Genomic DNA, 25,837 nt, shown 5'->3' on the forward strand with positions numbered 1-25,837 from the left:
TACCTTTTGGTTGATGGTTTTCGTCAGAAAATTCAAACAAAACAGGCTGCCCGAAAATAGACTAAGCCTTTTACTGTGACAAAGCTTTATGACAGTAAGATGAAAGCTGTCATAAAGCTCCTCGATTTCTTTATTTTAAAGTGTCTATAAGCTCATAAGCTCGATCAAAATCAATCCTGCCAGTGAGTCGATAAACCTTCACATTCGCTAACTCACTGCAATAATGCTCTACGGAATCAATGGCGTTGAGATCTGCAAAAGCACCAGATTTATCTTGATAAAAAGGCCCAGGACGTTTACGTAGTCCTTCGATCGCTTCAGGCTGAGAAGACAAATCAACCGGCTCTAATTGCGTCGGTTCAGCGCTGTCTAATGACCAGTCCAACATAATAAGACGCGACAGATTTCCGGCTAAACGAACACGGTTTGGGCCGTATTCATCTTCGATCTGTACATCGTATTTCTCCTCTAATGACCATAGTTCACTTTGCGGCATTTGACGTAACGCTTGTTGACGATCTTCTGGCAAGATGTGACGTAATCGCTCGGCATGCAGCAAGGTACCAGGGTTTACTCGCGGCAGTTTTGCCAAGCCGATAGTTTGCGTACCTTGCTCGGTTTTTTTCAATTCTGTTTTTTTTGGCCCTGTATTTTTTAGTAACAGTCGGTCGTTAGTGAGAAAGTCACGTTCGGGATTTTCAAGACAACGTAGCATCAGGGTAGATTTGCCACCGCCAGACCCAGCGGCAATAGCCGTTACTTCGCCGTTTACACAAAACGCTGAGGCATGACCCAAGGTAAAGCCTTGGCGTAAATAATGATTCAAAAACTGGTTGTTAATAAAGTTGACGATTTGTGCCAAGTTAGACGCACAAGGACCAACAGCAACAGTATGATCAGGCCGTTGTAAAAACGTCATGCCAGTTTTGAATTTCTTAATCCAACGTCCACCAGCAACATCAAGGAAACCTTCTTTTCGTCCTTGCTTGCCTGCTTCGCGTGGGACTTCTAACCACTCCAATTCATCACCTACAGCACTTTGCTCCATCACATACACATTCAAGGATGTTGTCGTGTGCGCCTCTGCCTTCAAATAACTGCGGTAATAATCTGCAATGCCAGCCAACAACATAGCTTCATTCGAATGCACGATAACCGACAAATCGGCAAAGTGAAGGCGAATTGTTTCGCTACAATGACTTAATGCTTCATCCACATGAGGCAAATTTAATAAGGTTTTAATCATGATGTAGTCTCCTTTAGAGTGCATTCTTGTGAAACACCTTCTTGTGAAACACATTCCTTTAAAATATAGTCCGCGTAAACACTGGCTGCATCTATATCACAGCCTTCTAACGCGCCTTTAAAACCGCCAAAGGCCGATACTTCAAATACAACAGGACCTTGATCCATCAAGGCAATATCCACCGTGGTAAAACTCAGGTCGTAGCAAGATTGTGCTCGACGACCTAATTCAATCAGCGTGGCATCAGGCTCAAACATTTCATACTTTCCACCACTATTAATCGTGGTGTTCCAAGAGTCTTTATTGCCAACACGCGCGTAAGTACACAGGTATTCACCGCCAACAAATACCATACCCAAATCTCGACCATCCAATTTCACGGTTTGCTGAATATAATAAATGGACTGACTCTGACGATACTCTTCCAAAGCGTTATGGACAAATTCGTCACTGTCGTCTTTGGTTAACATGACCATGCCGCGAGCTTTGGTGGAATACAGCGGTTTTAGAATTGCTGAACCAAACTCACGCACCGTGGCAAACGCTTGCTCTGGGCTTTCGGTGATGCGTGTTTTCGGCATGGGAATATTGCCCCTCTGCAGAGCCAAGGTGCCGCTCAAACGATTCACCAAGTTACCGACGCTTGCCGTTGGGCTAAACAGTTTGACGCCTGCGCGCTCGGCATAAGACAGCAGATGAATGCGATCTTCCGTCGCTGGCGAATACACTTCGCTGATCTTCTTGATGATCAAACCATCCAGCGTCATCAAATCTAAGTCTTGGAACATCAGCTGATTGGTGTCTAAACGCAATTCCACTTGGCTCATATCAATCACGGCACGAAAGCCAGTACGTTCTTCAAGACGATCCGCCAATACTTCTGTGGACCATTTTCCAGGGATACCAACCACCCCGATTTTCAACTTATTCAACGTAAAGCTCCTTAAGTGGTAAAGTAAATGTTTGGGCTTGTTCTTGTGATAATTTGGCTAAACGCTCCAGCAAATATCGAGCGCGTAAATGCATTCGAGAAGCCAGTTTTTTATCCAAAATAAAGCGTGTGGAAGTGGCAAACGAGCGAGCAAGACCTGCAGCTAAGCGCACTTCAAAGGTGACATCTTGTTGACGAGAAGCAAAGCGTCGACCAAAGCGATACACCTCTTTGGCACTTTCCATCATTTGTGTTCGCGTCTCGCCACTTAGCACCTGCAAGCGGTAAATCGAGACCATTAACACCGACAAGTCCTGCACATAATCAAAGTAAGACGCGCGATGCAGATCGATAAAATAGACACGCTTTTCTGCGTCATCGTAAATCAGATTATCGACGTTAAAATCCCCATGAGTCAGCACGGAAAACGGTGCTCGCCATTGAGCTTCTTGTGTCTCGACGCGACGAACTAACTCATCAAAGCTTAGACTGGTGTAGCCACAAATGCGTTCTTCATCTTTAAAAAACTCAGGGTGAACCTTGCGACTGTCCCCAATACGCTTTTGCAGTTGTCCCATGAAATTCGCCGTACAAGACTCAGGCGTCAGGCTAACTTTCCACGTTTGGTTCAGGGTTTTAAATAAGGCTTTCAACGCGGCTTTTGTGCCGACTTGATCGCCAGCAAGCAACAGAGCTTCCAAGGTTTTTCCCGGAATATGTTCGATCAATAAAGACGATTGTTCATTGCTATCATCGCTCTTCCCATTGATTTGAGATGTGCCTGTCTGACAAAGAACGCTTGGGGCGAGCCGAGGGTCAATATCGCGCCATTGATTCACGCCAGCCACTTCTTCTTCAATTTTGGAACGATCACCTTCTTTATAAACTGCAAGCACATCATTGCCAGACTCATCTTTGTGAGTAATCGCAGCAATAGCACTGCCAGATCGAGTTAACGCCAAACGTCGTACTCTTAAGTCTCGTAGGTCGTAATTCAGGTTCGTCGCACTGTCTAATAAATGAGGATAATTTTGCAACGTGGCGACTTGGCCAAGATCCGCTTTAATCAAGGCTTCCGCCACAACGCCTAATTGCTCTATCAAGCGTTTCAGACTGACATTGCTCAAAATCGCCGCACGCAGCTGGTCATCGCTCAAATCGAACTTTGCTTGCAAAGTGAGCGCTTGCAGCTCGTTATAACTGGCGAGCAACTTGTGAGTGCGTCGACCTAATTTAATACCAGTACGACGACGATTGTCGCTCACGCCAACTTTCACAAGACGTAAGGCACGCCTGATACGTTTCACCAGCTTGCGGCATTCTTGCCCTGTTGGATGTTTATAAGGCTCATACAACGTACCTTCTCGGATACAATCGAAGCAATGCTTGGTCAGCATCTCAAGCGCGATAACCAGAGCATGCATGCCACTTACTTGAGCATGAAAGGTAGTATTGGCTTTGCGACGCTCTAATAAACGTGCCGTTTCAATGTCGGCTTTTTCACGCAGCGCTTGAACATAACCGCGACGCCCGCGAATGCTCGACAATAACTCAACAGAACCTGATGTAAAAAAAAGCTCAACGAGATGACAGTGTGTTTCGACCTCATGCAAGAGAAAAGACACATGCTCTTGTAACGAAGACACTACTGGGGTTGAAGCCATAACGTTTTTCCCTTATTACTTTCCCTTTGACTATACACACAGTAAAAAGCATATAAATGACAGTTATGTGACAATCTGCCATCGAAATACTTAACAAGGAGACAATATGAAAGGACCCAATCCAGATAACAAAGAGCCGATGAAGGGCTTCCCACAAGTAGGTTATCTTAAAAACTTTATTACCCGCGACAATATCATCGTTGGCGACTACACCTATTACGACGACCCTGAAGGGCCAGAACGTTTTGAAGACAATGTGCTTTATCACTTTGATTTTATTGGCGATAAGCTCATTATCGGCAAATTTTGCGCCATCGCAAAAGACGTCACATTCATTATGAATGGGGCGAACCATGCTAATGCGGGGTTCTCAACCTATCCGTTTTACATCTTTGGTAATGGTTGGGAAAAAGCGGCGCCAAAGGCAGGAGATTTACCCTACAAAGGCGATACGAATATAGGTAGCGATGTATGGATTGGCTACGACGCCACCATCATGCCAGGCGTGAAAATAGGTAACGGCGCCATCATCGCCAGCAAATCCGTCGTAACATCAGACGTGCCAGCTTACAGCGTGGTCGGTGGCAATCCAGCCAAGATCATCAAATACCGTTTTGACGAGCAAACCATTCAAGCATTACAAGACATTGCTTGGTGGGATTGGAGCGCCGAGAAAATCACCCAACACTTAGACGCCATCGCCAGTGCTGATTTGAATCGGTTACAAGCCGCCAAAGACGACTAATCAAGGCTGCCACTAAAAAGGTTAATCACATGACAATCGAGATCCGCACCATACAAGCAACAGACGCCGCAGCTTGGTCAGCCCTAAGAATCGAGTTTCTGCCAGAAATCAAAGACATCAGCCAAGCGGAAGTTAATGCCTTCTTTCTTGGAAGCTATCCAAATGTACAAGAGGTGTTGGTTGCACTCGATGACAACCAACACATGATAGGTTTTATCGAGCTGAATCTTCGCGACAATGTCCCCGGCAGTAGCCAGCAAACCACGCCCTACATCGAAGCGTGGTTTGTTTCACCAGATTGCCAAGGACAAGGCATTGGCAAAGCCTTGATTCACGCCGCTGAGGAATGGGCCAAACAACAAGGCTTTCAGGAACTTGGCAGCGACGCCCCGATCTCCAACAAAAAAAGCGTCAACCTTCACAAACAACTTGGTTTTAACGAAATAGAACGTGTAGTTTGCTTATTAAAAATATTGCCTTAAGATCTTTACATGATCCCTTCCAAGCAATGCCTTTTTGAAAGCAAGACACTGGCTCTAAAAACAGATAAGACATCACCTCTCATAGGAAAAACATGAAGATTGACGACACGATAAAACTTGCCCTGCAGCATTTTCGAGCTGAGCAATATCAAGACGCCAAAACACTTTTTCAACGTGTTTATGAGCACGCTCCCGAGTTTGTGATTCCACAGATTTACCTAGCCCAGCTGGCTGTGTTGGACGGTACCGGAAGTGCATGGATCCAGAGACTCGAAACGTTATTGCGTAAAAAGCCCTTCATGCACGAGGCCTATCACACATTAGGCCTGTGTTATCAACAAAACCGCTTACTACCCCAAGCATCACAGGCGTTTTATCAGGCTCTTGGGGCGCGTTGTTTTCAATCATCTGCTGCTACTTCCGTGCTTCCTAAGCAAGTCAAAACATTCGTAGGGTTTGATCGTATCAAAGCCGAGGAATTACTATGGTCAACACTCGCAGAACTAAAGCAGCAGGGGATTCACGCCTTTGCCACCGCGGGTACCTTACTCGGCCTTGAACGCACAGGACAATTGTTAGAAAACGATAAAGATATTGATATTGGTATCGACTGGTTACAAATGTCCAACGCCATCGAGGTATTAACGACATTGGGCTGGCAGGAAGTGTCTCATTCTTATGGTTTAATCAATCCCCGCTGTTTCAAACATCGTTCCTCTGGCATCATCATGGATATTTGTGGCTATGGAACAGAAACGCTCTCAGGTGAAACCATTTCAGGGCTTTGGATGGATCAAGTTCCTTTTGATTGGAATCGCATTACTTACTTTCCTCCCATAAAACTCAGCAGCAAACACTCTCCCGCAGGCGAAATATGGCACCTAAGCGCACCCGATGCATTTCTAGCAATATTGTATGGTGAAAACTGGCGAGTCCCAGACCCCTACTTTGACACTATCGTATCAGCGGCTAACTTACGGCACTTTTCTTGGCTCGCGTTATGCTATGGCTACTCAAGACTTTACGGTGAATGGAGTAAAGGCAACACACAGAAAGCCCTTGGCATACTGGCTACCTTGCGACGACATCAAACAGACGATCCGATGCTGACAGACATCGCAGAGCGCCTGACTCAGGCAACCAAGCTAACCCAGCCATCACGAGTACTTGCATTAGGTTACTTCGATTTGTTCCATCAGGGACATCTCAATTATCTTAATCATGCCAAACAACAGGGCGATACACTGGTAGTTGGTGTCGCTCCTGATGCGTTTGGCAAGCAAAGTAAGGGCTATGTTCCGGTCATGTCTGAACAAGACCGCATGGCAATACTCAGCGCGCTATCAGTTGTTGATGAAGTCCATCTGGTTAGCGCGCCCATGTCTCAAACCGAAGCCGCCGCTCAATGGATAAAATCGCTCAACGTTAACACAGTTGTTTGTGGCGAAGAGTGGCAAGGCAGCGAACGTTGGAATGCGCTGAGTCTGCGCTTAGAAAAAGACCACATTGCTGTTTTATATGCTCCTCGTACGGCAAACATCTCCACAACAGATTTAAAAAATTACATCCTAAAAACGCTTAACGAGACACACGCCAAATAAGTAATATCTTACTGTGAAAGCTGAGTTTATGTTGAATCAATCAGATAAGACGAATCGCAAAGAAATAGCCCAGTTGAATACCGCTAAATAGGACTCCATCATATTGTTTCGTTGTGAAAAAATGGCAAAACTACCGAACATGATTGCATATGCCTTTAGACAAATTGTCTATTCTATCGCTTTCCCAATAAAGTTAGATTAACCTAATAAAAATACACTAATGCTAATTCCTCTTGCTAATTTTAAAAAGAATACTAAAGGACTTAATGCGATGTTCACTAAATTGACACCAATAAATAAAGAACAGCACGCTAACTTAAAAGTAAAGGCCATTGAAAATTTCGATTTTGCCAGCAAATTTCATATCGCGTCTGTAATGGTGCATGAGTTTGTTAAAGCGGCATCGGTATATCCGATTGTTTTTTTAGAAGACAAGTCTCAGGATGAATTTAAACCTGTTGCTTTACTTAGCCTAGATGCAGGCGAAAACCTGTTCATTGGTGAAGATGGCAAATGGCAAGCGTCTTACGTTCCTGCGATCATTCGTCGCTACCCATTCGCTTTGGCTAAAAATCCCGATCAAGACAGCTTTACTGTATGCATTGATGAAGACAGTAAGTATGTGGGCACAGAAGACGGTCAACTACTGTTCAATGATCAAGGGGAGCCAACGGAAGTTATTGAAAATGTAAAACGCTATTTAGGCGAACTACAACAAATGGAAGTGTTTACTATAGCCTTTTGCCAATTTTTGGCTGAGAACAACTTGTTCACGCCACTAAACATGCGTGTTAAAGCCGCCGATCAGATCAAAAACGTTACCGGTTGCTACGTGATCAATGAAGAGCGTCTAAATAACCTTTCTGATAAGAAATTCCTTGAAATTAAAGCAAAAGGTTATTTAGCGCCGCTTTATTCCCACCTTACTTCTCTTTCTCAAATTGAGCGTCTAGCCTTGCTTAAACAAGGTATCAGTGCCGTTGAAACGCCTCAGCAAGCAGAAAGTAGCCTGCAATAAGCTAACACCGCCTATTTAAAGCTCCTAGAAGCCGTCTCAAATAACTATTTTAGACGGCTTCTGTTTATGAAGACTAAAAAAACAACATACAGACTAAGCCCTCTGCAGTATTTCACTTATAAAAACGCCTGTATTCGATTGGACAAACAATTTGATACCGCTTGCTAGAAATACAATAATAAATGAACACACTCTTCTTGTGGCAAAAGTCGACACCTTTTCTAAGACAAGGATTTAAATCATAAAACCCCAGTCGTTAACTGAGGTTTTGAGGGGTTGAAATCAGGCGTTTCTAATTGATGCTTTTACCAACCCCGACGGTCGGCGAAGTCATGCCATCTCATGATCGCTGGCAAGAACCAGGGCTTGCCAGTGTAAAGTGGACGAGTATTAAACGGGAACTGGTCAAAAGACGTTTTTCCTTCCACTTGGTTAAGCACTTGCTGCGCGATTTTGCGACCAAAATAATTCGCACGACCGACACCAGAACCACAATAGCCCATGGCATAATGCATGTCGTCCATTTTGCCGATGTGTGGCACATGGTCAAAGGTGTAGGCAACATAGCCCGACCAAGCGTAATCGATTTTTGCCTCTTCAAGCTGAGGAAAAGTACGAATCATAAAGTCCTGTAGGTATTTCGAATACAGCTGTGGCTGATCGCCACGACCAAATGCTCGTCCGCCAAACAAGATGCGTTTGCCATCAGGCGAAGGTCGATAATAGGCAACCAAACGCTCGGTGCCACCATGAGCGCGTAATTTCGGGCTCACGGAACGAATCACAGATTCAGGTAATTCTTCAGTGGCAATCATCGCAGAACGAATAGGAATGATGCGACGTTTGAATTTATCAAACTCGCCACCTGTGTAGCCATTTGTGGCGATAATCACTTGATCGGCATCGATAACACCACCATCGTACTGAACCTTGTAGCTAGCACCCTGTTTACTGACATCGCGCACCTTGGTGTGCTCTAGCATTAACACACCTGCTTGCTGAGCAATTTGGCAAAGTCCACGATGTAACTTGGCGGGCTGTAAGGTACCATCGGTCGGATAAATCACACCACCGTGATACGCGTTAGAACCTACTTCTTCGAATTGATCCTGACGGCTCACGGCAATAGCGGGGAAATCCACGACTTTCGCAAGCTCTTCCGCTTGCTCGATCAAGCCCGCGTAATGACTAGGGTGACTGGCACCACGGAAGCGGCCACACAAGGACAAATCACAATCAATTCCCTCTTCCTTGATAAAATCCACCAGCCAATTAAAGGCTACTAAGCTTTCACGAATCGTCTCATGAACATTGTCACGACCATACTGGCGTTCGAGTCCATCGACGCCTAATTTGCTGAAGCTTGGCCCAAGCAAACCACCATTTCGACAGCTCGCGCCTTCGCCTAAATGCCCAGCTTCCAGTAGAACCACTTTGAGTCCCGCTCGCGCCAATGTAATGGCTGCAGAGATGCCAGTAAAGCCGCCACCAACAATCACAGCGTCGACTTTTTGTGGGATTTCAAAGCGTGCATTTGTGTGTATTTTGCTCGCCAAAGACGTATCTGCCAGCCAAAAAGGCATGTTGGTATACGTCGATATATTTTTTGCCAACATATCGATTTCATTCCATAAATAAGGGTAAGTTCGTATTCTTCTGTGATCAATAACTTACGATGTCGCGAGCGAAGCTAAGACGAGGCAAAAATAGACGAGAAAGCAGAGTTTATAATTATAAATGAGCATTTTGAGTCTATTTTTAACAAAGTATTAACGAGCACAGCAATCGTAAAAATTTTTAAAGAACGTGTTGTAAAAACTCTCTCGTCCTATCCCACTGGGGATTAACCAGCACCTGCTCTGGCGGCCCAACTTCGATGATTTCTCCATCGGCCATGAACACCACGCGATCAGCAACCTGTCGAGCAAACTGCATTTCATGAGTAACACACACCATGGTCATGCCGGTTTTGGCGAGGTCGATCATCACGTCCAATACTTCTTTGACCATCTCTGGATCGAGTGCGGATGTTGGTTCATCGAACAGCATGATTTTGGGTTCCATGGCGAGGGATCGGGAAATCGCTACGCGCTGCTGTTGACCGCCTGATAATTGCCCTGGATAACGTGTCGCAAGATGGGCAATCCCGACGCGATCCAACAAACGCATCGCCATTTTGTCGGCGTCACGTTCTGACATCTTGCGCAGCCAAGTCAAACCCAAGGTACAGTTCTGCAAAACAGTAAGGTGAGGGAATAAGTTAAAGTTCTGAAACACCATGCCCATGGTTTGGTGAATGATCTTATGGCTTTGACGATCCCGAGAAAGCGGCTGGCCAAACACGGAAACCACACCTTCTTGGTATTCTTCAAGATGGTTCAACGAACGAATCAAGGTCGATTTACCTGAGCCCGACGGCCCACAAACCACCATGATTTCGCCTTCACTAATGTCTAGAGAAACGTCTTTAAGAACGTGATGATCTCCGTACCACTTGTTCAGGTTGTCGATTTTAATCGCCGTTTCAGTCACGGCTTTTTGAGCTAAATTTCCTGATGACGTCGTCATTAGCGATCCACCTTTAAACGTTTTTCAAGATTCAAACTGTATTGGGACATGCTGTAACACAAGATAAAGAAGAGCACAGAAATCATCACCAAAGGCTCGGTGTGCATTCCCACCCAGTCTTTGTCGTTGGCAATGTTGCGCGCCATCAACATGATGTCGAACAAGCCAATGATGGAAACCAGCGTGGTGTCTTTCAGCAAACTGATAAATGAGGTCATGATGTTTGGAATCATCATTCTTAGCGCCTGTGGCAGAATGACCAGCACCATGGTGTGCAAATACCCTAAACCAAGCGTAGCGGCCGCTTCGTACTGCCCTTTTGGAATCGCCTGCAAGCCACCGCGAATGTTTTCTGCCATATAAGCACCAGCAAATAAACACACCGCGACCAACACTTGTGTGAGCTTGTTAAACTCCATATCCGCAGGCAAAAAGATGGGCAGCAAGGTCACCGCCATAAATAAGACTGTTATCAAGGGTACAGAACGAACTAGCTCGATCACTGTCATCGACAACCAATGAATCACTGGCAATTTAGAACGTCGACCTAGCGCTAAAATCACACCAACAGGAATCGCCATGGTAATGGCAAAACCAGCAATAATGAAGGTTAGGAACAAACCGCCCCAACGCTCAATAGGCACTGGCTCAAGTGATACTTGGCTAAGGCCAAGAGCGATCACCAATGCAACAAGCAGCCAAACAGCAACAAAGCTCAACAGATGAATACGACGCTCAACCAAGCGAGACACCAGCGGCACAAACAGTTCGTTTAAGCCTTTTTTCCCCAGCGCCGACAAGATCCAGTTAGCGTAGATAATGATTAGGAAAGCCAAGGCAAGACAGGTCATCGCGCCATGTACCAAGCCCAATTCCTCGCCGAAACGGCCGCCTAAGAAAAGATAAGCACCCACAAAAGGATACAGGCCAATCCAAGACAACAATATAAAATTGCGTAATGGAATACGCTTCGACATCAGCGGCAATAACCAAACCAATCCGAGCAAGACGCCGATATTGACGCGCCATTGCTCGTCCACCGGAAAGCGCCCGTAAATTAAGCCATTAAACCAGCTAATAACACCGGCCCAACAGGCGCCGTCTGGGCTGATATCCATACATTGACGACGATTATCCGCGATAAAAACCGCATTAAATACCGCCCAATCCAACACATGTTTCGCTAAATAAAACAGTACAGTCGCCACACACAAGGTCAGCAAGCTGTTGCCAATACTGTTAAAACAACGATGACGAATTGTGCCGAAAATACCTCTTTCACTTTTACGTGGCGGACGAGGTGGCGTCGGGACAAATTGCTTTAAAACAGGTTGGTTTTTCACATTCAAATCGTCCATTTATCGCACCTTATACTGCACGCTGTCGTTGTACTTGTTGAGCAAGTAAGAGATCAGCAAACTGATGAAGATATAGAAACCCATAACCATAAAGATGATCTCGATAGCGCGTCCGGTTTGGTTCATGGAAGTTTGCATGAACACAGACACCAATTCCGGGAAGCCAATCGCCACCGCCAGTGACGAGTCTTTTGTCGCTGCCAACCAAGAGTTGGTCATTGGCGGAATAATGGATCGAATCGCTTGAGGAATCAGAATCAAGCGCAACGACTGAACGCGTGAGAAACCAATGGTAAACGCAGCTTCATGTTGTCCTCGGTCGATAGACTGCATACCAGCTCGAACCGTTTCAGCGATAGCCGCAGATCGATACACCGTCATGGCAACAAACGCCGCACCGAATGACGCAGGAAGAAACGCACCGCCGCTGAAGTTAAAGCCTTGTAGTGTTGGAACAGACAAGCTCGTCGAATTAGAAAAGCTCCAAATCGCCCAGCAAGCAACTAACGCCCACGCAACTAAGCCGATATAGAATCCTGTGGAACGAGAACCTGACAAGGTGTAATAAGGTTTAGACCAACGAAATAAGGCGTAAAGCGCAGTGATCAAGGCCACTCCAAGGGCAACAATCCATCCCCATGACAAGGTACTTTCCATTGTCATCACATAAAGACCACGATTATTTAGGAAAAGCCATTCGCCAAGGTGATAGCTTTGGCGAGGCGCAGGCAAGGTCGAAAACACTACAGTAAACCAAAAGATAATTTGGATTAATAAAGGCACATTACGCACAACTTCTACGTACCAGCGCGCAAGTTGAGAAACCAAAGGGTTGTCGGATAGTCTTAAAATCCCCACCACTGTACCAATAAGAGTTCCGACAACAATCACACAAAAAGACAAAATCAGTGTGTTGACAATACCGACTAAAAATACACGCCAGTAACTCATACCCGGGTCGTAAGGAATCAGACTCCAGCTAATATTAAATCCTGCCGTCACTTGCAGAAAATCAAAGCCAAACGTCATGCCTAAACGGTTTAAATTCTCACTGGCATTGGCGAATAAAAACCACAAGCCGAACAACACTAGCACTAAGACAATCGCTTGTAGGATCACCGCTCTACTTGAATCATTATTAAGCAGAGACATCCATTTTTGTGTCGTAGACGAAGGCAAACCAGTACCCTTAGTAGGACTTTTCTGTGGTTTACTCGTAGAGGACTGAATCATATCTATATACCGAACGAAGGAGGAAAACTAAAATTGCAATAGATAGGCCAAGAGACCTATCTATTCATATATAGAGACCTTTACACGATGTTTCGATCACAATAATCGTGTATTAACGGAATGATTTTGCGTACATCAACCCGCCCTTAGTCCACAATTCATTCAATGTACCTTCACGATCTAAACCCAAAACACTATCAGTTCCTACGTTACGTTCGTACACTTCACCGTAGTTACCAACATTTTTAATAACTTGATATGCCCAATCCTGAGGAAGTCCTAGACCTGTATTCAGATCGCCTTCAACACCAAGTAAGCGGCGAATCACTGGGCTTTGACTTTCTGCGCGCATTTTCTCAACGTTTTGTGAGTTCACACCAAATTCTTCTGCTGCAACCATGGCAGCAAAGCTCCATTTCACAACGTTCGCCCATTCGCTGTCGTTTTGTTTCACTGCAAACGATAAGGCTTCTTTGGAAATAGTTTCAGGCAAAATAACGTAATCATTTGGATTCGGTGCTGCAGAACGTTGCGCTGCTAAACCCGATTTATCATTGGTTAATGCGTCACAATTGTTGTTAAAAAAGGCAGTGTTACGGACGGAAGAGTCGTCAAATACGACGGTTTTAATATCTAAATTATTCGCACGGCTGTAATCCGCGATGTTCAATTCGCTAGAAGTTCCGGTCAATACACAAACCGTTGCACCATTTAGCTCTTTTACAGATTTCACGCCCAAATCTTTACGCACCATGAAACCTTGGCCGTCATAAAAATACGTATCAAGGAAATCTAAGCCCTGTGCTGAATCACGGGAAAGCGTCCACGTCATGCCTTTTGATAAAATGTCACCTTTACCACTCTTAATCGAAGTGAAGCTTTGCGCCCACTGTACCGGCAGAAATTTTACTTTAGAGGCATCACCAAAAACCGCGGAAGCCACGCCACGACACATATCAATGTCCATGCCCTGCCATTCGCCAGCCTTGTTTAAGCTGTAAAAACCTGGAAAAGAGTTACCAATTACACAGTTTACATAGCCACGTTCTTTTACCGCATCTAAGGTAGAAGTGGTATCCGCTGCATAACTATTCGCCGCTAGAAGCGTTGTAGTTGCTGCTAACGCTAGAGAAAATTTCTTCATTGTTCGTTCCTTTTATATGCTGTTGATTTTATGGTTTCTTTTTATTCGAACTCATTTTTATTATGAATCGAGTCCGCGATCCCATCGTTTTATTAAATCTTTTGATGCAGATCAAACAACTAACAGTTAGGATCTTATGTGAAGATTTTCTATAATCACACTGAATATTTTTAATAGTCTAATAACTTTAGGTTATGCCGATGAACATCAATAAATTGCGTATATTTCACGAAGTGTTTGTTACTGGCAGCATCACTAGAGCCGCAGAGCGGAGCTATGTCAGCCAACCAGCGGCCAGTAAAATGCTAGCGAATTTTGAAGATGAAATTGGCTATAAATTGTTTGTGCGTAACAACGGCAAGCTCATTCCGACAGATGAAGCGCTCTACTTGCACGAAGAGGTCTATGGCATCTTGCAAGGCGTAAACCATCTAGAAGACAGCATAAAACGAGCAAAAAACAGCAAAACAGGCAGATTACGCATCGCCACCATTTTCGGTCCGTCCTATCAATTTTTACCTGAACTCATTGCCGAGTATATGAAAGCAAACCCTGGCGTAGATGTGAGTTTACACCTCTCTGGCTGCTCGGCCATTCGACAAGGTATCGCATCAGGACAATATCAAATCGGCTTGGTTGATAAAGCCCAAAGTTCCTCAAAGCACGACTCAGTCGCCTTCGACTTACCTTGTTATTGTGCAGTACCAAAAGATCACCCAGCTGCCCAGCTAGACGTTATTCACCCTAATGATTTATTGGATCTTAGCTGGATTACTCTGGATTCAGAAAACGCTACTACAAAAGCATTAAAACGCATTTATGCTGAAATGGGATTGCCATTGAATCGAACCCTAGAAGTCCATACGACCATTCATGGCCTTTCCTTTGTTAACTTGGGAATGGGCGCCACCTTGGTCGACATACTGAACTTCCGCTACTTTGACAAAGTCTTTCAATTGCCCAACGTCGTGCTAAAACCCTTCTATCCCTGCATTGTTGAGCCCCTTGAAGTACTGACCTCTAACTTGAGTCCGTTATCAGGCCTCGCCAAAGATTTTTACGACGCATTGATACGTAAATTAGAGATACAAACTCAGCTTCCACCGGACACAAAGCATGCTTCCCGATGATAAAAAGCGCTGCGCGTGGGCCAGTTCCGCACCTGACTTTCCTGAATACCATGATAACGAATGGGGCTTTCCGGTTGATGACGACCAGCGTTTGTTTGAAAAACTCTGTTTAGAGACCTTTCAATCAGGCTTGAGCTGGCGAACTATTTTGACTAAGAGAGAAAATTTTCGCCTCGCCTTCCAGCAATTTGATTTTCATAAAGTGGCATTATTTGGTGAGAAAGAAATAGCAGAACTACTTAACAACCAAGGCATAGTGCGGAATAAACGCAAAATCCTCGCGGTGATTAACAACGCCAAACGCGCCCTAGAAATGGTCGACAAAGAAGGTTCGTTAGCTGCTTTCATTTGGCGCTACGAACCCGACGAAAACACCCTTCCTCCACCAGAAACCCAAACCACTTGCGCTGAATCTATCGCCCTTTCCAAAGAGCTCAAAAAACGTGGCTGGCAATTCGTCGGCCCAACGACAATGTACGCCTTCATGCAATCCATGGGACTCATCAACGACCACGCAGAACACTGCTTTATGCGGGAGGAAATTGATCAAGCGAGGAAGGGGTTTGTGAGGCCGCTTTAAAATATACTTTAACAACAAAAAATCTTTAGCCTTAACTTGAATCTCTCGCACTTATCAAAGATAGTAAACCTCCTGCCAAAACTTCGCAGCATAAGGACTAGATCAAAATATGAAGGATATTTTTGAAGCGATTGAAACCAGAGTCAAAAGCCCCGTATTTGGCTATTTTGTTTTATCCATGCTCGCGGTTAACTGGAAGCCTTTCTTCTTCCTATTTTTTGATGATAGTAGCGTCACATCCCGTTTTTCTTATTTTGATCTGCATTCGAGCTATACAACTTTGTTAGTTTATCCAGCCTTATTGGCCGCTCTTTATTCAATTATTTACCCATGGATTCAATACACATTTATCTGGATTAGTTCAAAACCAGCTCATCTTAAAAATCTACAAACTCTCACTGCCGAACATAAAAGACTAATTGAACAACAAAAATTAGAGAATGTACGTAATGAACAGAAAAAAGAAGCAGAGCTAGAAGTAATCGAAAGAGCAAAAAGAGACCAAAAGGTAGCGGAAGAAATTACGGACGAAGAAACTAGAGAAAAAGTCCAGTCTGAAATAGATGAGATTCGTCAAAACCCTCATCCTAGTAGCAGTGATGCGCTCAGCACAGAGCAAATAGAGATCTTAAAAATAATAGCTGAAAATAACGGCAGCATTTTTAAAGACTCACTGATCCAAAGCTTCTCTTGGGGCACAATTACAATTGAATATTACATCGAAGACCTAATAAGCAGAAAGTATGTAGTTTCTGATCAACGCTCTGCTGGCGGTACACGCTTTAGCCTTACAACAAAAGGAAAAAAATACGCGATAGATTGTGGATTTGCTTAAACACGCTATTGCTTACATGGCTTTTAAATTAAGCCAAAAATATATCCAATCCCTCCCAAAAGTCAGCCAACCTCTGCTCTATCTGATCAGGATCAAGCCCACAGCCTATTTTAAGCAAATCATTAATAAACATTTCGCTTTGAGATGTTTGCAGCGCTACCAGCTGACTCAGCGTTTTAGAATTGGTATTCGGGTGATACAAAATCATATTTAGGTCATGGCCCAATAAAAATGCACCTTGTCGCTCTATGTCGTAATTCAATTTTTCAGCGGGTATAAAATCGTCATAGAGTCGGTCGAATTCTACATTGGGATACTCTGTAAGGATGGTAAGAAAGTCTGTGACGTCTTTGTTGGTTTCTAATCGACGCTCTTGCCATGCCATTAATTTCAACAATACCAAACCCGCTAAAGACGTCACTTTTACACTTACACCTTGGCCTATATCGACCAATACAGCATGATCAAAAGCTTCTTGAAAACCGGTTACAGACATGGTGACGACGTGTTCTGGCGGCCATTGAATCTCACCTGTTTTGTCAGCAATAGAACCAAACGGAATGATATCGATAGGTAAACCACTGCTTTCATGCATCAATCGATGAGGCAATTTTGTCTCGCTTAGCCCTGAATCTAACAAAGCACTTTTGACATCGGTAAAACTGTCCCAACCTGATACTAATATTGCTGTATCTATATCATGTGTTTTTCGACCTGGATCTCGGCCGAACACATGAAAAAGTAGTAAATCTCGCGCTGTTGCTCCAGCAATAAAATACGGTATATCAAGCTGAGTGGTTACATCGATAATGATGTTAAGCACTGGCTCAAATGCTGAGTTTAACGGGTGCTGTAGTTTATAAATATTGCTCATGTATCATCCTTGCGACTTCTATATTGCGGCTGTCCTTGCTCGCTTCTAATTCTGCCACGGCCAATAAGGCTTGGCTTGTTTCTGACCATGCTAATTTGTCGCCCCAAAAGGCTGGAACTAACCATAAAAGCCCTTCTGGATTCGGGCGGCATTTAAGTTGAGCTAATTTTTGCTGTAACGGCTGGCGGGTAAACAGCTGTAACTCTTGAGGATGAAGGTATTGGGTTAACTTTTCTGCTGCGGCTTCTCCGCCCCAAAAATCGTCCTCTTCCATTGGAATATCTTGCCATTCCCTTTCTAACTGTAAACGAATGCCGCCTAGCTTAGGTCTAATCGATAAACGATAGGATTCGATCCAAAGGCTTAGCATCCGCTCTGTGTCTAGCATTCGTCTCGTATCGCCAAGGCTAATCAACGACTCGGCTTGAAGAATTCCCAAACCTTTGCTCACCATGCCCAATGAAATATTGGCGTATTCAGCAATCTCGCGGTATGACAAATTAAGCACATCGGGACTAGATAAAAGAGCAAACAACAACTTTGCTGCACCTTCACCTAACTTGTTGCTTTTACTTGCAAGGTTGAAGTCATTCTTCGATTGAATCGTTTGTTGAGATTCAATCCAAATATACAGAGCGCCGTTATTAATTCTCACATTCCCTGCGCTATCAATAAAATTAACCCCATTCTCTATACAGATATCTGCTAAGTAAGGCGTCAGACGATTACAAATCAGCAATGTATTAGGCGCTGTATCAGCTAATAATGAGCTTAAGCTTTCCTTGCGATGAATAGTTTTTACTGCAACATAGAAATGATATTCATCACCACTCACGGTTAAACACAATTCGCCATCGGTAAAGTACTCACCGTTAACACACTCATTTTGGACAAAGCCAACTTTAATGTGGGCAGGTAGTAACGCCAACGCATTCACAGCCAATGCAGATTGTTTTGTCATAGTTGATTTCACTTAAATTAAGCTATCGTTCACAAACCAAAACCGTTCATGATTCATGAACAGACTATAGACATGAACATAAAATAATACAAATGTCCTTTCGCCTTCATGCAATCCATGTGACTCATCAACGACCATGCAAAAAACGGCTTTATGCGGTAGGAGACAGATAAAAAATGAGTGGATTTTAAACAACAATCAGACAGTAAAAACTTAATTATGTAATTTACTTTTGAAGAAAAAGCGCCTAGTTTTATCGAATATAACTTAGGAAATAATGTGTAAATTTCATGTTTTACTGTGAGTTAAAAAACATGAAAAACCATAGTTTCTATGTGGGTTAAAGACCGTAATTAAGGACAGCCTAAATGATTTTTAGCAAGAACAAAGACAAGCCATCGACTTCGACCCCAGAGAACCAAAAACTAAAACAGTGTCATGATGAGTTAAACGCGATAAAGCAAAATACCGCGTGTATTAGCTTTGATGTAGACGGCATTATATTGGATGCTAATCCGATTTTCTTAGAAGCTGTGGGCTACACACTAGAGCAAATCGTCGGTAAGCATCACCGTATATTTTGTGATGCAGAATATACAAAATCAACAGAGTACAAAGCTTTTTGGGACGATCTAAAGAAAGGAAAATCCTTCCACGATACTTTTTTACGCTTCAAACAAAACAAGCAGCCAATCTATTTAGAAGCCAGCTATTTTCCTGTATCAGATGAAAGCGGTAAGGTTATAAAAATACTTAAAATAGCCAATGACATCACAGAAATGCAGGAGTCACTGAAAAATAAAAATGCCATATTAACCGCTCTAGATCGCTCACTAGCCGTAATTGAATTTGATCCTGAAGGCAATATACTTCACGCCAACAGTAATTTTTTAAGAGCAATGAAATACGATCTACAAGACATTGTTGGCAAACATCATAAAATGTTTTGCGATGAGAAATTCTACCGAGATAACCCAAGCTTTTGGTCTAATTTAGCGCATGGACAACACTCTTCAGGACGTTTTCAGCGCTTTGATGGTAACGGCAAAGTTATTTGGTTAGAAGCCACTTACAACCCCATCTTTGACGAAAAAGGCCGAGTCTATAAAGTCATTAAATTCGCTTCTGACATTTCAGAACGAGTTAATAATGCCATGAACGCGATTGAACTTGCCGCCGCCACTTCGGAGCAAACCAGTCAGGTATCATCAAACGCAGTAGAGATCCTCAATGCCTCAGTACAAACCTCCAATGATATTGCTGAAAAAGTAAAAAGTGCTGCCGAGATAGGGGATTTACTTAAATCACAATCCAAAAGCATTTCAGACATCGTTGTGACTATTCGTTCTATTGCTGATCAAACTAACTTGCTCGCACTTAATGCCGCAATAGAAGCTGCACGCGCAGGCGATGCAGGTCGTGGTTTCTCAGTGGTAGCCGATGAAGTTCGCAAACTTGCCAGCAATACCGCCACAGCGACAGCAGAAATTGGCTCGGTTGTAGAAAAGAATCACAACCTAATTAATGAAATGGATGACATGTTACGCTCGGTAACAGGCATTGCTCTTCATGGCAAAGAAAGTATCAACGAAGTATCACGAGGCCTTACTGAGATTTCATCTGGTGTCGCGAGATTCGTCGAAATGGTCGACAAAATGAAGGATTGATCGACCTTTAACTAAAGCGTGAAGAATTAAAAAGGTCTAATGCTGTACAACGGTAGCTTGTATACGGTGAGCACGCCAAGAGCATATCTCGATGTCGGTCGATTTGAATCGGGTCTTGTTATTCAACACCAGCCCACAAGGTATGCTGCTGAATGCAAGGGAAGTTTGAGGGGTTGGAGAAAATTAAACCTATCAAGCCATCCCCACGCCGATAGTTGCTCGCGCCGGAATACCTTCGGTGCTGAAGCCTTTTAAACTATAGGCGTTGATAAGTTGGTATTTGCTCTCATGCACTTTAACCATCAAGGCGTTTTTTCTGATGCAAATAGAGCAATTACATGTGATTAGTTCATGTGCATCGGGGACGATTTTGAATTGAACATTACCGCAATGGCAACTTCTTAATTACTCTTTTTCTTGCATATGGAGCGCCTTACAAGAGGTCATTTTTTCAACCATATCTGTTTACGGCCTTCTTGATTAAGATCACTTTAAAAAACTGTCTTATGCTCAATAATACAGTGCTCTATCTACCATAATTTGCTGCCTTGCCCATGCTTGCTTACGACATCACGCATAGAGCCAACACTCTATTTACTTTACATTCCCTCTGGGCCGAATACAAAAAATAACCTTAAAGCATAAGACGGCACCAAGGGAGCTATGGCATACAAGAATATATTTAATGTATAAGTTTAGTATCGGTTCGTCATAATTATGCATTTTCAAATTGATATAAAGAAAATATCAATTACTCATCAATATCAGTCGATTTAAAAGGACTTAACCTAATGACTATCTTAACAACAGAAGCACTTTTCAATATCGTCAATGGTTCAACATTATTAGCAAGTGGCGGCGGTGGTTCGATTAAAACGGCCTACTCGTTTGTTAACCAAATAGTAGAAACGAAAAAATCTATTACGCTGTGCTCACCCGGTTCGATGAAACACAGTGATTTTGGTGTGGTAGTTGGTGCAATGGGGTCTCCTGAAAGCTTTGAAAAAATAGGCTTACAAGGCGCAGAAAAAAGAGCGGTTGAGGTCATGCAAGACCTAAACAAATCAAAGAGAATCAATTTCACCATTTCTGTTGAAACTGGATCAAATATTTTTGTCGCTATGCTAGCGGCAGCAAAAACGCTAGATCCAGCTCTTGTTATTGATGCTGATGGTGCGGGACGTTCAGTACCGACTTTGTCCTGCTTGAGCTATAGCTCCAAAATAAACATCACGCCTTTTGTCGTACTAAATGCACCCCATGGAGAGGTACTTGTTGAAGGTGATATCGTTTTAAACTTGCCCCAAATTAGTGACGGGGACCTAGGTGAAGCAACGAAGAAGAAGGCTCAAGCCAGTATCGTTGAAAATATGGTTAGGCCTATTTTATCGTCTGAAGGCAGTTTTGACGGTGTAGGTGCTATTTCAGGCTGGATCATGAATGGCAATCAAGCAAAGTCAGCACTTGTATCAAATACAATCTCAATGGCGCAGAGCATTGGAGAACAACTGAATAAATTCAAAGTCGATGATAAGAACATTATCCATGACCTTGCTGTGTTTTTAAACACATTAAATATATCCCTATACTCTTTATCTGAGACCAACTCACCTTTTATTCTTAAAAGCAAAGACAGTGTTTCTCAGGGTGGGTTTGATTTTAATAAATTATCTTTTACTCAAACGGTTAGCGGCCGAGTAAGAGAGCAAATTGTCATTAACCAAAATGAAAACTTACTCATTTGGGACAAAGATAAAGATCATCCTCTGACTATCTGTCCTGATTCAATTTGCATGCTAGGTAAATTAGACGAGACGATTAAAGATGACATTCTGGCTGGTTTAAGCTCACTCAGTGGAATAGAGAAAGAAGAAGCTGATACATCACTTTCAGGATGGCATGGCCTTTCAGTAGAAGACCTCGTAGAGGGGCAAGAAGTGTATTTATTTAGTTTACCGGCCCCAGAAACACTCAAAAATGAAAACCAAGAAGTCTTTTCTGCTCTGGCAAAGCAATTTGGCTACTACGGATCATATGAGTCTTTAGACAAGCTGCTAACGAAAGAAAACATCTAACGCGCCAAACTCAACCGATAATCGTCAAATTTTTATTATTAACATGGAGGTGTCATGAAATTTAATGAGCTTTTTGATCAAGAAGAACATGACTTTATGATTAAAGAATGTCTTTTTCAGTTATGGAGTCATTCTGACGACCTCATGTTTATCGTTGCTGTCGAAGAGAATGGCGAATTTTCTCTTTATGATAACAATGCAGCTTCTCGGATTGCGATGGGTATTGAGCCAAACAAAATTTATCATCGCAACCGCATTCGCGATATGTTTCCTGAAGAGATTGTCGAAGGTTTTTACAGTACTTATCGGGAAGCCATCACCAGTAGAAAGCCTATTTCAATAGAGCAATATACCGTAAATGATGGAAAGGATTTATTCTACAACACCTTGTTAGTGCCTATATTTGATGAGCAAGACAATCCTGCCTTTATTTGCGGTATCAGCCATGAAACGACCAAAATCAAAACCGCCGAAAAAATGGCCGTTGAAGCAGGAGAAAAGCTGAAGGAATACAATGTTGGGCTGAAACAAATCAATGACAACCTTGATGCAAAAGTCAGGGAACGAACAGCCGCACTGGAACTCGCTAAAGCGGAGCTGGAAGAGGCGCTAGAAGCGAAGTCATCATTTGTCGCGAGAATGAGTCACGAAATCCGTACGCCTATTAACGCGGTTATCGGCCTAAGTGACCTAGCTCTCAATACTTCCCCCAATCATAAAGAACAGCAAGACTACCTACAAAAGATACGAGACTCCGGCGATATTTTGCTCAGTTTAGTCAACAATGTCTTGGACTTTTCCAAAATAGAAGCAGGTAAATTAACCGCTGAGTCAGTGCGTTTTTCAACGGAGAAATTAATTCGAACCACAGTCAATATGAATGTATTTGGAGCCTATGCGAAAAAGCTCGAGTTAGTAACAGACATCGCTGATGACATTCCTGAATACTTATTAGGGGACCCGCTCCGTATTCAACAGATATTGGTCAACTTAGTGAGCAACGCGATTAAGTTCACAGAAAGCGGGAGCATTGTTATTCGATTACGTTGCAATAAGTTGGATGGTGAGAATATTTTGCTGCAGTGCGAGGTCACTGACTCAGGTATAGGTATCTCATCCACTCAACTCGAACAGCTTTTTTGCCCCTTCACACAGGCAGACAATAGTGTCACACGCGTCTATGGTGGAACTGGATTAGGATTAACAATAACTCGTCAGTTATGTGAATTAATGAATGGGGAAATCAAAGTCGAAAGTGATGTTGGCAAAGGTTCAACCTTCACCGTCTTATTGCCTTTAAAAGTCCCCACTCTGCAGCCAAAAAATGCAGCAATCGACTCTGCAAATATGCTTAAAGCTCTAGTAGTGGATGATCATCCGTTATCTAGAGACATTCTAGCCAAACTATTAGCCAGCTTTGGTATAGAAAGCACGTGTGTGGGGAGCGGCTGGGAAGCCATCGATGCTATTCACCAATCAGATCAATCCGGCGTTGCATTCGATGTAGTTTTCATGGATTGGCAAATGCCAGGTATAGACGGCATAGAAACTTCAAAAAAGATAAAAAATTTATTCAAAGAATTAGCGCCGCCTATCTTGATGATATCAGCCTATGAAAAGCATCATATCCAGCCTCACTTGGACACAGGTATTATTCGGCAGTTTATAGAGAAGCCTATTGGTAAATCGACACTATTCGATGCAATAAATCAGTTTTTTAATATTGAGAAAATAGCAATATCGAATAAAAAAATAGCTCCGATACCTCAGCTATCGGATTTTCATATTTTACTTGTTGAAGATAATCTAATTAATCAGCAAGTAGCATTGGGGTACTTAAAAAGCACTGGGGTTCAAGTAGATTGCGCTGAAAACGGAAAAATCGCCATTGATAAGATAAAAGGTACTCAGTATGACCTTATCCTTATGGACATCCAAATGCCGGTTATGGATGGATTAACCGCATCAGCTATCATTCGTGGCATGGATCTTGGTTATGAACTTCCGATTATTGCCATGACAGCTCACACTTCTCCAGAAGACAAAGAGAAAAGTCTCTCTGCGGGAATGAATAATCATATCCCTAAACCTATTCCATCTGACTTACTTTATAAAACACTGAGTAACTACTTAATAAGTAATAAAAAAAATAGAAAGGCTGACGCTGAGCTATTGCCCGTAAAACCAGCTTTAAACGATAAATTATCTATGCTTTTCAAGATAAGTAGTCTAGAAGCTGGGAAGGCTATTGATTCTCTAAAAAATGACACATCAATTTACCTAAAAATAGTGAGATCTTTTTGGACGCAATATACATCGCTTTTAGAAGACCCTAATACTCGATTTTTAACCTTAGACAATCGCAACTTACTAAACGACATACACTCTTTGAAATCAAATGCGGCTTACATTGGCGCTCAAGATATATTTAAAGATTGCGTAGTCATTGAACGAAAATTACTAAAAAATGAGTATGTTGATGGTTCACTGTTAGATGCTGTGATCAGCAAACTATCGATTCTTTTGACAGCGCTAAATCTTGTCTTTGATCAAATTGAGTACAAGGATATTGATTCAAGAATCAATCTTAAAAGCACGCTTAGAAAGGTACTGCCATTGCTGGAGCAAAGTGACTTTAAAGTAGAAAATTATTTTCATGCATTACATCATAAATCCATGAACACTCAATATAGTGAGGATATTACTCAAATAATACAAAATATTACCGATATTGAGTATGAGCAGGCGGCAAAGCTTGTTCGTCAACTTTTAGTAAAATTACCAGGTAGCTAGAATGCCCAATTCATTTAGTGTCCTTATTATCGATGATGAAATCATAAACTTACAGATCATCAGTGATATCTTACGTAGCGAAGTCGACATTATAATGGCAAAAAGCGGAGAACAAGGTGTCCGTAAAGCGTTAGAGCTTTCACCAGACCTAATTTTACTCGACGTTATGATGCCTGATATGGATGGCTTCGAGACCATGGAAAAGCTGAGCCAAGATTCACGGACATGTGATATTCCTGTCATCTTTATAACGGCCTTAGATGACATAAAAAATGAAGAAAAAGGGCTCTTACTTGGAGCAAGTGACTATATTCAAAAACCAATACACGCTTCAATCATAAAAGCTAGAGTAGCCTTGCACCTTAAATTAATAAATCAACACCGTATACTTGAACGCTTAAGTACCATAGACCCATTAACCTCTTTAGCAAATCGTCGGAAGTATGAAGAAACAATCCGGTCTGAATGGAAATTAATGGAAGAAATTAATGAAACTTTATCCTTAGCCGTTATCGACATTGATAATTTTAAACAATATAACGACTTTTATGGACATGCTGCAGGCGATAAAGTTTTACAAAAAGTAGCGGCTATTCTAGCTAATAACTTTAAACATAATAGCAATCTAGTAGCACGATATGGTGGAGAAGAATTTGTGGCAATCATGCCCAGAACTTCAAAAAAAGAAGCTTTGCAACGTCTTAATAAATGCATTAGTGAAGTTCAAGAAATGGCCATTACCTGTAAAAAAGAAAACGACAATGTTGTCACTATTAGTGCTGGAGTCTCTTCTATCATTCCTAACGATGGCTTTAAATTTGAGTCTTTATTCGCTGCCGCAGATGAAGCTTTATACCTTGCGAAATATGAAGGAAAAAACCAAGTCAAATGGAAAAGTGCTAAAGCCAACGATATAGCTTGATTGTTTTTTA

The 25,837-nt window shown here is 42.7% G+C and carries 21 protein-coding genes; 11 read left to right on the forward strand and 10 right to left on the reverse strand.

Annotated features, from left to right (window positions below):
* Nucleotides 1–130: 130 nt before the first annotated feature.
* The 3 genes from BUA59_RS04890 to BUA59_RS04900 are packed head-to-tail and all read right to left on the reverse strand — an operon-like array spanning nucleotide 131 to nucleotide 3,841.
* Entirely contained in the window at nucleotides 131–1,246 is a 1,116-nt protein-coding gene (locus BUA59_RS04890) for an HprK-related kinase B (protein WP_072838606.1), read from the reverse strand.
* Nucleotides 1,243–2,178: a GAK system ATP-grasp enzyme gene (locus BUA59_RS04895; protein WP_072838607.1), complete on the reverse strand. Its 936-nt coding sequence runs from the start codon at nucleotides 2,176–2,178 to the stop codon at nucleotides 1,243–1,245. The genes BUA59_RS04890 and BUA59_RS04895 overlap by 4 nt, the downstream gene beginning before the upstream one ends.
* Entirely contained in the window at nucleotides 2,171–3,841 is a 1,671-nt protein-coding gene (locus BUA59_RS04900; RefSeq protein WP_072838608.1) for a phosphotransferase, read from the reverse strand. The genes BUA59_RS04895 and BUA59_RS04900 overlap by 8 nt, the downstream gene beginning before the upstream one ends.
* A 106-nt stretch (nucleotides 3,842–3,947) precedes the next feature.
* Here BUA59_RS04900 and BUA59_RS04905 point away from each other — a divergent pair, with 106 nt between their 5' ends.
* The 4 genes from BUA59_RS04905 (at nucleotide 3,948) to BUA59_RS04920 (ending at nucleotide 7,687) form a co-directional block, all read left to right on the forward strand.
* The gene (locus tag BUA59_RS04905; RefSeq protein ID WP_072838609.1) at nucleotides 3,948–4,586 is read left to right on the forward strand and encodes a Vat family streptogramin A O-acetyltransferase; all 639 of its coding nucleotides are present in this window, start codon (nucleotides 3,948–3,950) and stop codon (nucleotides 4,584–4,586) included.
* A 29-nt stretch (nucleotides 4,587–4,615) separates the two neighbouring features.
* Nucleotides 4,616–5,068, forward strand: a complete 453-nt coding sequence (locus BUA59_RS04910; protein ID WP_072838610.1) for a GNAT family N-acetyltransferase — start codon at nucleotides 4,616–4,618, stop codon at nucleotides 5,066–5,068.
* Nucleotides 5,069–5,160: 92 nt separating this feature from the next.
* Nucleotides 5,161–6,669, forward strand: a complete 1,509-nt coding sequence (locus tag BUA59_RS04915; protein ID WP_072838611.1) for an FAD synthase family protein — start codon at nucleotides 5,161–5,163, stop codon at nucleotides 6,667–6,669.
* A 271-nt stretch (nucleotides 6,670–6,940) separates the two neighbouring features.
* Nucleotides 6,941–7,687: a SapC family protein gene (locus BUA59_RS04920; RefSeq protein ID WP_072838612.1), complete on the forward strand. Its 747-nt coding sequence runs from the start codon at nucleotides 6,941–6,943 to the stop codon at nucleotides 7,685–7,687.
* A 305-nt stretch (nucleotides 7,688–7,992) separates the two neighbouring features.
* Here BUA59_RS04920 and BUA59_RS04925 read toward each other — a convergent pair whose 3' ends face one another.
* The 5 genes from BUA59_RS04925 to BUA59_RS04945 all read right to left on the reverse strand — a co-directional run bounded on the left by BUA59_RS04925 (nucleotide 7,993) and on the right by BUA59_RS04945 (nucleotide 13,990).
* Nucleotides 7,993–9,303, reverse strand: coding sequence for an NAD(P)/FAD-dependent oxidoreductase (locus BUA59_RS04925; RefSeq protein ID WP_072838613.1), 1,311 nt, complete (start codon nucleotides 9,301–9,303; stop codon nucleotides 7,993–7,995).
* 181 nt (nucleotides 9,304–9,484) lie between these two features.
* The gene (locus BUA59_RS04930; protein WP_072838614.1) at nucleotides 9,485–10,255 is read right to left on the reverse strand and encodes an amino acid ABC transporter ATP-binding protein; all 771 of its coding nucleotides are present in this window, start codon (nucleotides 10,253–10,255) and stop codon (nucleotides 9,485–9,487) included.
* Nucleotides 10,255–11,613, reverse strand: coding sequence for an amino acid ABC transporter permease (locus BUA59_RS04935; RefSeq protein WP_072838615.1), 1,359 nt, complete (start codon nucleotides 11,611–11,613; stop codon nucleotides 10,255–10,257). The genes BUA59_RS04930 and BUA59_RS04935 overlap by 1 nt, the downstream gene beginning before the upstream one ends.
* Nucleotides 11,614–12,846, reverse strand: a complete 1,233-nt coding sequence (locus BUA59_RS04940; RefSeq protein WP_072838616.1) for an amino acid ABC transporter permease — start codon at nucleotides 12,844–12,846, stop codon at nucleotides 11,614–11,616.
* 112 nt (nucleotides 12,847–12,958) lie between these two features.
* Nucleotides 12,959–13,990 carry an amino acid ABC transporter substrate-binding protein gene (locus tag BUA59_RS04945; protein WP_072838617.1) on the reverse strand — a complete coding sequence of 344 codons (1,032 nt, stop codon included), beginning with the start codon at nucleotides 13,988–13,990 and terminating at the stop codon, nucleotides 12,959–12,961.
* Nucleotides 13,991–14,190: 200 nt separating this feature from the next.
* Between BUA59_RS04945 and BUA59_RS04950 the strand changes: the two genes are divergently transcribed.
* The 3 genes from BUA59_RS04950 to BUA59_RS04960 all read left to right on the forward strand — a co-directional run bounded on the left by BUA59_RS04950 (nucleotide 14,191) and on the right by BUA59_RS04960 (nucleotide 16,535).
* Complete coding sequence (locus BUA59_RS04950) at nucleotides 14,191–15,120, forward strand: LysR family transcriptional regulator (protein WP_072838618.1); 930 nt, start codon at nucleotides 14,191–14,193, stop codon at nucleotides 15,118–15,120.
* Entirely contained in the window at nucleotides 15,107–15,700 is a 594-nt protein-coding gene (locus tag BUA59_RS04955; protein WP_072838619.1) for a DNA-3-methyladenine glycosylase I, read from the forward strand. The genes BUA59_RS04950 and BUA59_RS04955 overlap by 14 nt, the downstream gene beginning before the upstream one ends.
* A gap of 109 nt (nucleotides 15,701–15,809) precedes the next feature.
* A complete protein-coding gene (locus tag BUA59_RS04960; protein WP_072838620.1) occupies nucleotides 15,810–16,535 on the forward strand; it encodes a hypothetical protein in 726 nt (241 codons plus the stop codon).
* 28 nt (nucleotides 16,536–16,563) lie between these two features.
* Here the strand turns inward: BUA59_RS04960 and BUA59_RS04965 are convergent, their stop codons facing one another.
* Nucleotides 16,564–17,409: a hypothetical protein gene (locus BUA59_RS04965; RefSeq protein ID WP_072838621.1), complete on the reverse strand. Its 846-nt coding sequence runs from the start codon at nucleotides 17,407–17,409 to the stop codon at nucleotides 16,564–16,566.
* Complete coding sequence (locus BUA59_RS04970; RefSeq protein ID WP_072838622.1) at nucleotides 17,393–18,370, reverse strand: type IV toxin-antitoxin system AbiEi family antitoxin; 978 nt, start codon at nucleotides 18,368–18,370, stop codon at nucleotides 17,393–17,395. The genes BUA59_RS04965 and BUA59_RS04970 overlap by 17 nt, the downstream gene beginning before the upstream one ends.
* 368 nt (nucleotides 18,371–18,738) lie before the next feature.
* On the opposite strand from BUA59_RS04970, the gene BUA59_RS04975 reads away from it, so the two are divergent.
* From BUA59_RS04975 to BUA59_RS04990, 4 genes are all read left to right on the forward strand, one after another.
* A complete protein-coding gene (locus BUA59_RS04975) occupies nucleotides 18,739–20,037 on the forward strand; it encodes a methyl-accepting chemotaxis protein (protein WP_072838623.1) in 1,299 nt (432 codons plus the stop codon).
* Nucleotides 20,038–20,828: 791 nt separating this feature from the next.
* Entirely contained in the window at nucleotides 20,829–22,112 is a 1,284-nt protein-coding gene (locus BUA59_RS04980; protein WP_072838624.1) for an S-methyl thiohydantoin desulfurase family protein, read from the forward strand.
* Between the two features lie 54 nt (nucleotides 22,113–22,166).
* Nucleotides 22,167–24,905, forward strand: a complete 2,739-nt coding sequence (locus BUA59_RS04985; RefSeq protein ID WP_072838625.1) for a response regulator — start codon at nucleotides 22,167–22,169, stop codon at nucleotides 24,903–24,905.
* 1 nt (nucleotide 24,906) lies between these two features.
* A complete protein-coding gene (locus BUA59_RS04990) occupies nucleotides 24,907–25,827 on the forward strand; it encodes a GGDEF domain-containing response regulator (protein WP_072838626.1) in 921 nt (306 codons plus the stop codon).
* The last annotated feature ends 10 nt before the right edge of the window (nucleotides 25,828–25,837 follow it).

The organism is Marinomonas polaris DSM 16579 (genome assembly GCF_900129155.1).
GTDB classification, from domain to species: domain Bacteria; phylum Pseudomonadota; class Gammaproteobacteria; order Pseudomonadales; family Marinomonadaceae; genus Marinomonas; species Marinomonas polaris.

Coding starts and splice junctions, on each gene's coding strand:
- BUA59_RS04915 (WP_072838611.1), top strand. CDS start 5,161: ATGAAGATTGACGACACGATAAAACTTGCCCTGCAGCATTTTCGAGCT.
- BUA59_RS04975 (WP_072838623.1), top strand. CDS start 18,739: ATGATTTTTAGCAAGAACAAAGACAAGCCATCGACTTCGACCCCAGAG.
- BUA59_RS04905 (WP_072838609.1), top strand. CDS start 3,948: ATGAAAGGACCCAATCCAGATAACAAAGAGCCGATGAAGGGCTTCCCA.
- BUA59_RS04965 (WP_072838621.1), bottom strand. CDS start 17,409: ATGAGCAATATTTATAAACTACAGCACCCGTTAAACTCAGCATTTGAG.
- BUA59_RS04985 (WP_072838625.1), top strand. CDS start 22,167: ATGAAATTTAATGAGCTTTTTGATCAAGAAGAACATGACTTTATGATT.
- BUA59_RS04960 (WP_072838620.1), top strand. CDS start 15,810: ATGAAGGATATTTTTGAAGCGATTGAAACCAGAGTCAAAAGCCCCGTA.
- BUA59_RS04940 (WP_072838616.1), bottom strand. CDS start 12,846: ATGATTCAGTCCTCTACGAGTAAACCACAGAAAAGTCCTACTAAGGGT.
- BUA59_RS04935 (WP_072838615.1), bottom strand. CDS start 11,613: ATGGACGATTTGAATGTGAAAAACCAACCTGTTTTAAAGCAATTTGTC.
- BUA59_RS04890 (WP_072838606.1), bottom strand. CDS start 1,246: ATGATTAAAACCTTATTAAATTTGCCTCATGTGGATGAAGCATTAAGT.
- BUA59_RS04945 (WP_072838617.1), bottom strand. CDS start 13,990: ATGAAGAAATTTTCTCTAGCGTTAGCAGCAACTACAACGCTTCTAGCG.
- BUA59_RS04980 (WP_072838624.1), top strand. CDS start 20,829: ATGACTATCTTAACAACAGAAGCACTTTTCAATATCGTCAATGGTTCA.
- BUA59_RS04925 (WP_072838613.1), bottom strand. CDS start 9,303: ATGTTGGCAAAAAATATATCGACGTATACCAACATGCCTTTTTGGCTG.
- BUA59_RS04920 (WP_072838612.1), top strand. CDS start 6,941: ATGTTCACTAAATTGACACCAATAAATAAAGAACAGCACGCTAACTTA.
- BUA59_RS04955 (WP_072838619.1), top strand. CDS start 15,107: ATGCTTCCCGATGATAAAAAGCGCTGCGCGTGGGCCAGTTCCGCACCT.
- BUA59_RS04930 (WP_072838614.1), bottom strand. CDS start 10,255: ATGACGACGTCATCAGGAAATTTAGCTCAAAAAGCCGTGACTGAAACG.
- BUA59_RS04950 (WP_072838618.1), top strand. CDS start 14,191: ATGAACATCAATAAATTGCGTATATTTCACGAAGTGTTTGTTACTGGC.
- BUA59_RS04900 (WP_072838608.1), bottom strand. CDS start 3,841: ATGGCTTCAACCCCAGTAGTGTCTTCGTTACAAGAGCATGTGTCTTTT.
- BUA59_RS04990 (WP_072838626.1), top strand. CDS start 24,907: ATGCCCAATTCATTTAGTGTCCTTATTATCGATGATGAAATCATAAAC.
- BUA59_RS04970 (WP_072838622.1), bottom strand. CDS start 18,370: ATGACAAAACAATCTGCATTGGCTGTGAATGCGTTGGCGTTACTACCT.
- BUA59_RS04910 (WP_072838610.1), top strand. CDS start 4,616: ATGACAATCGAGATCCGCACCATACAAGCAACAGACGCCGCAGCTTGG.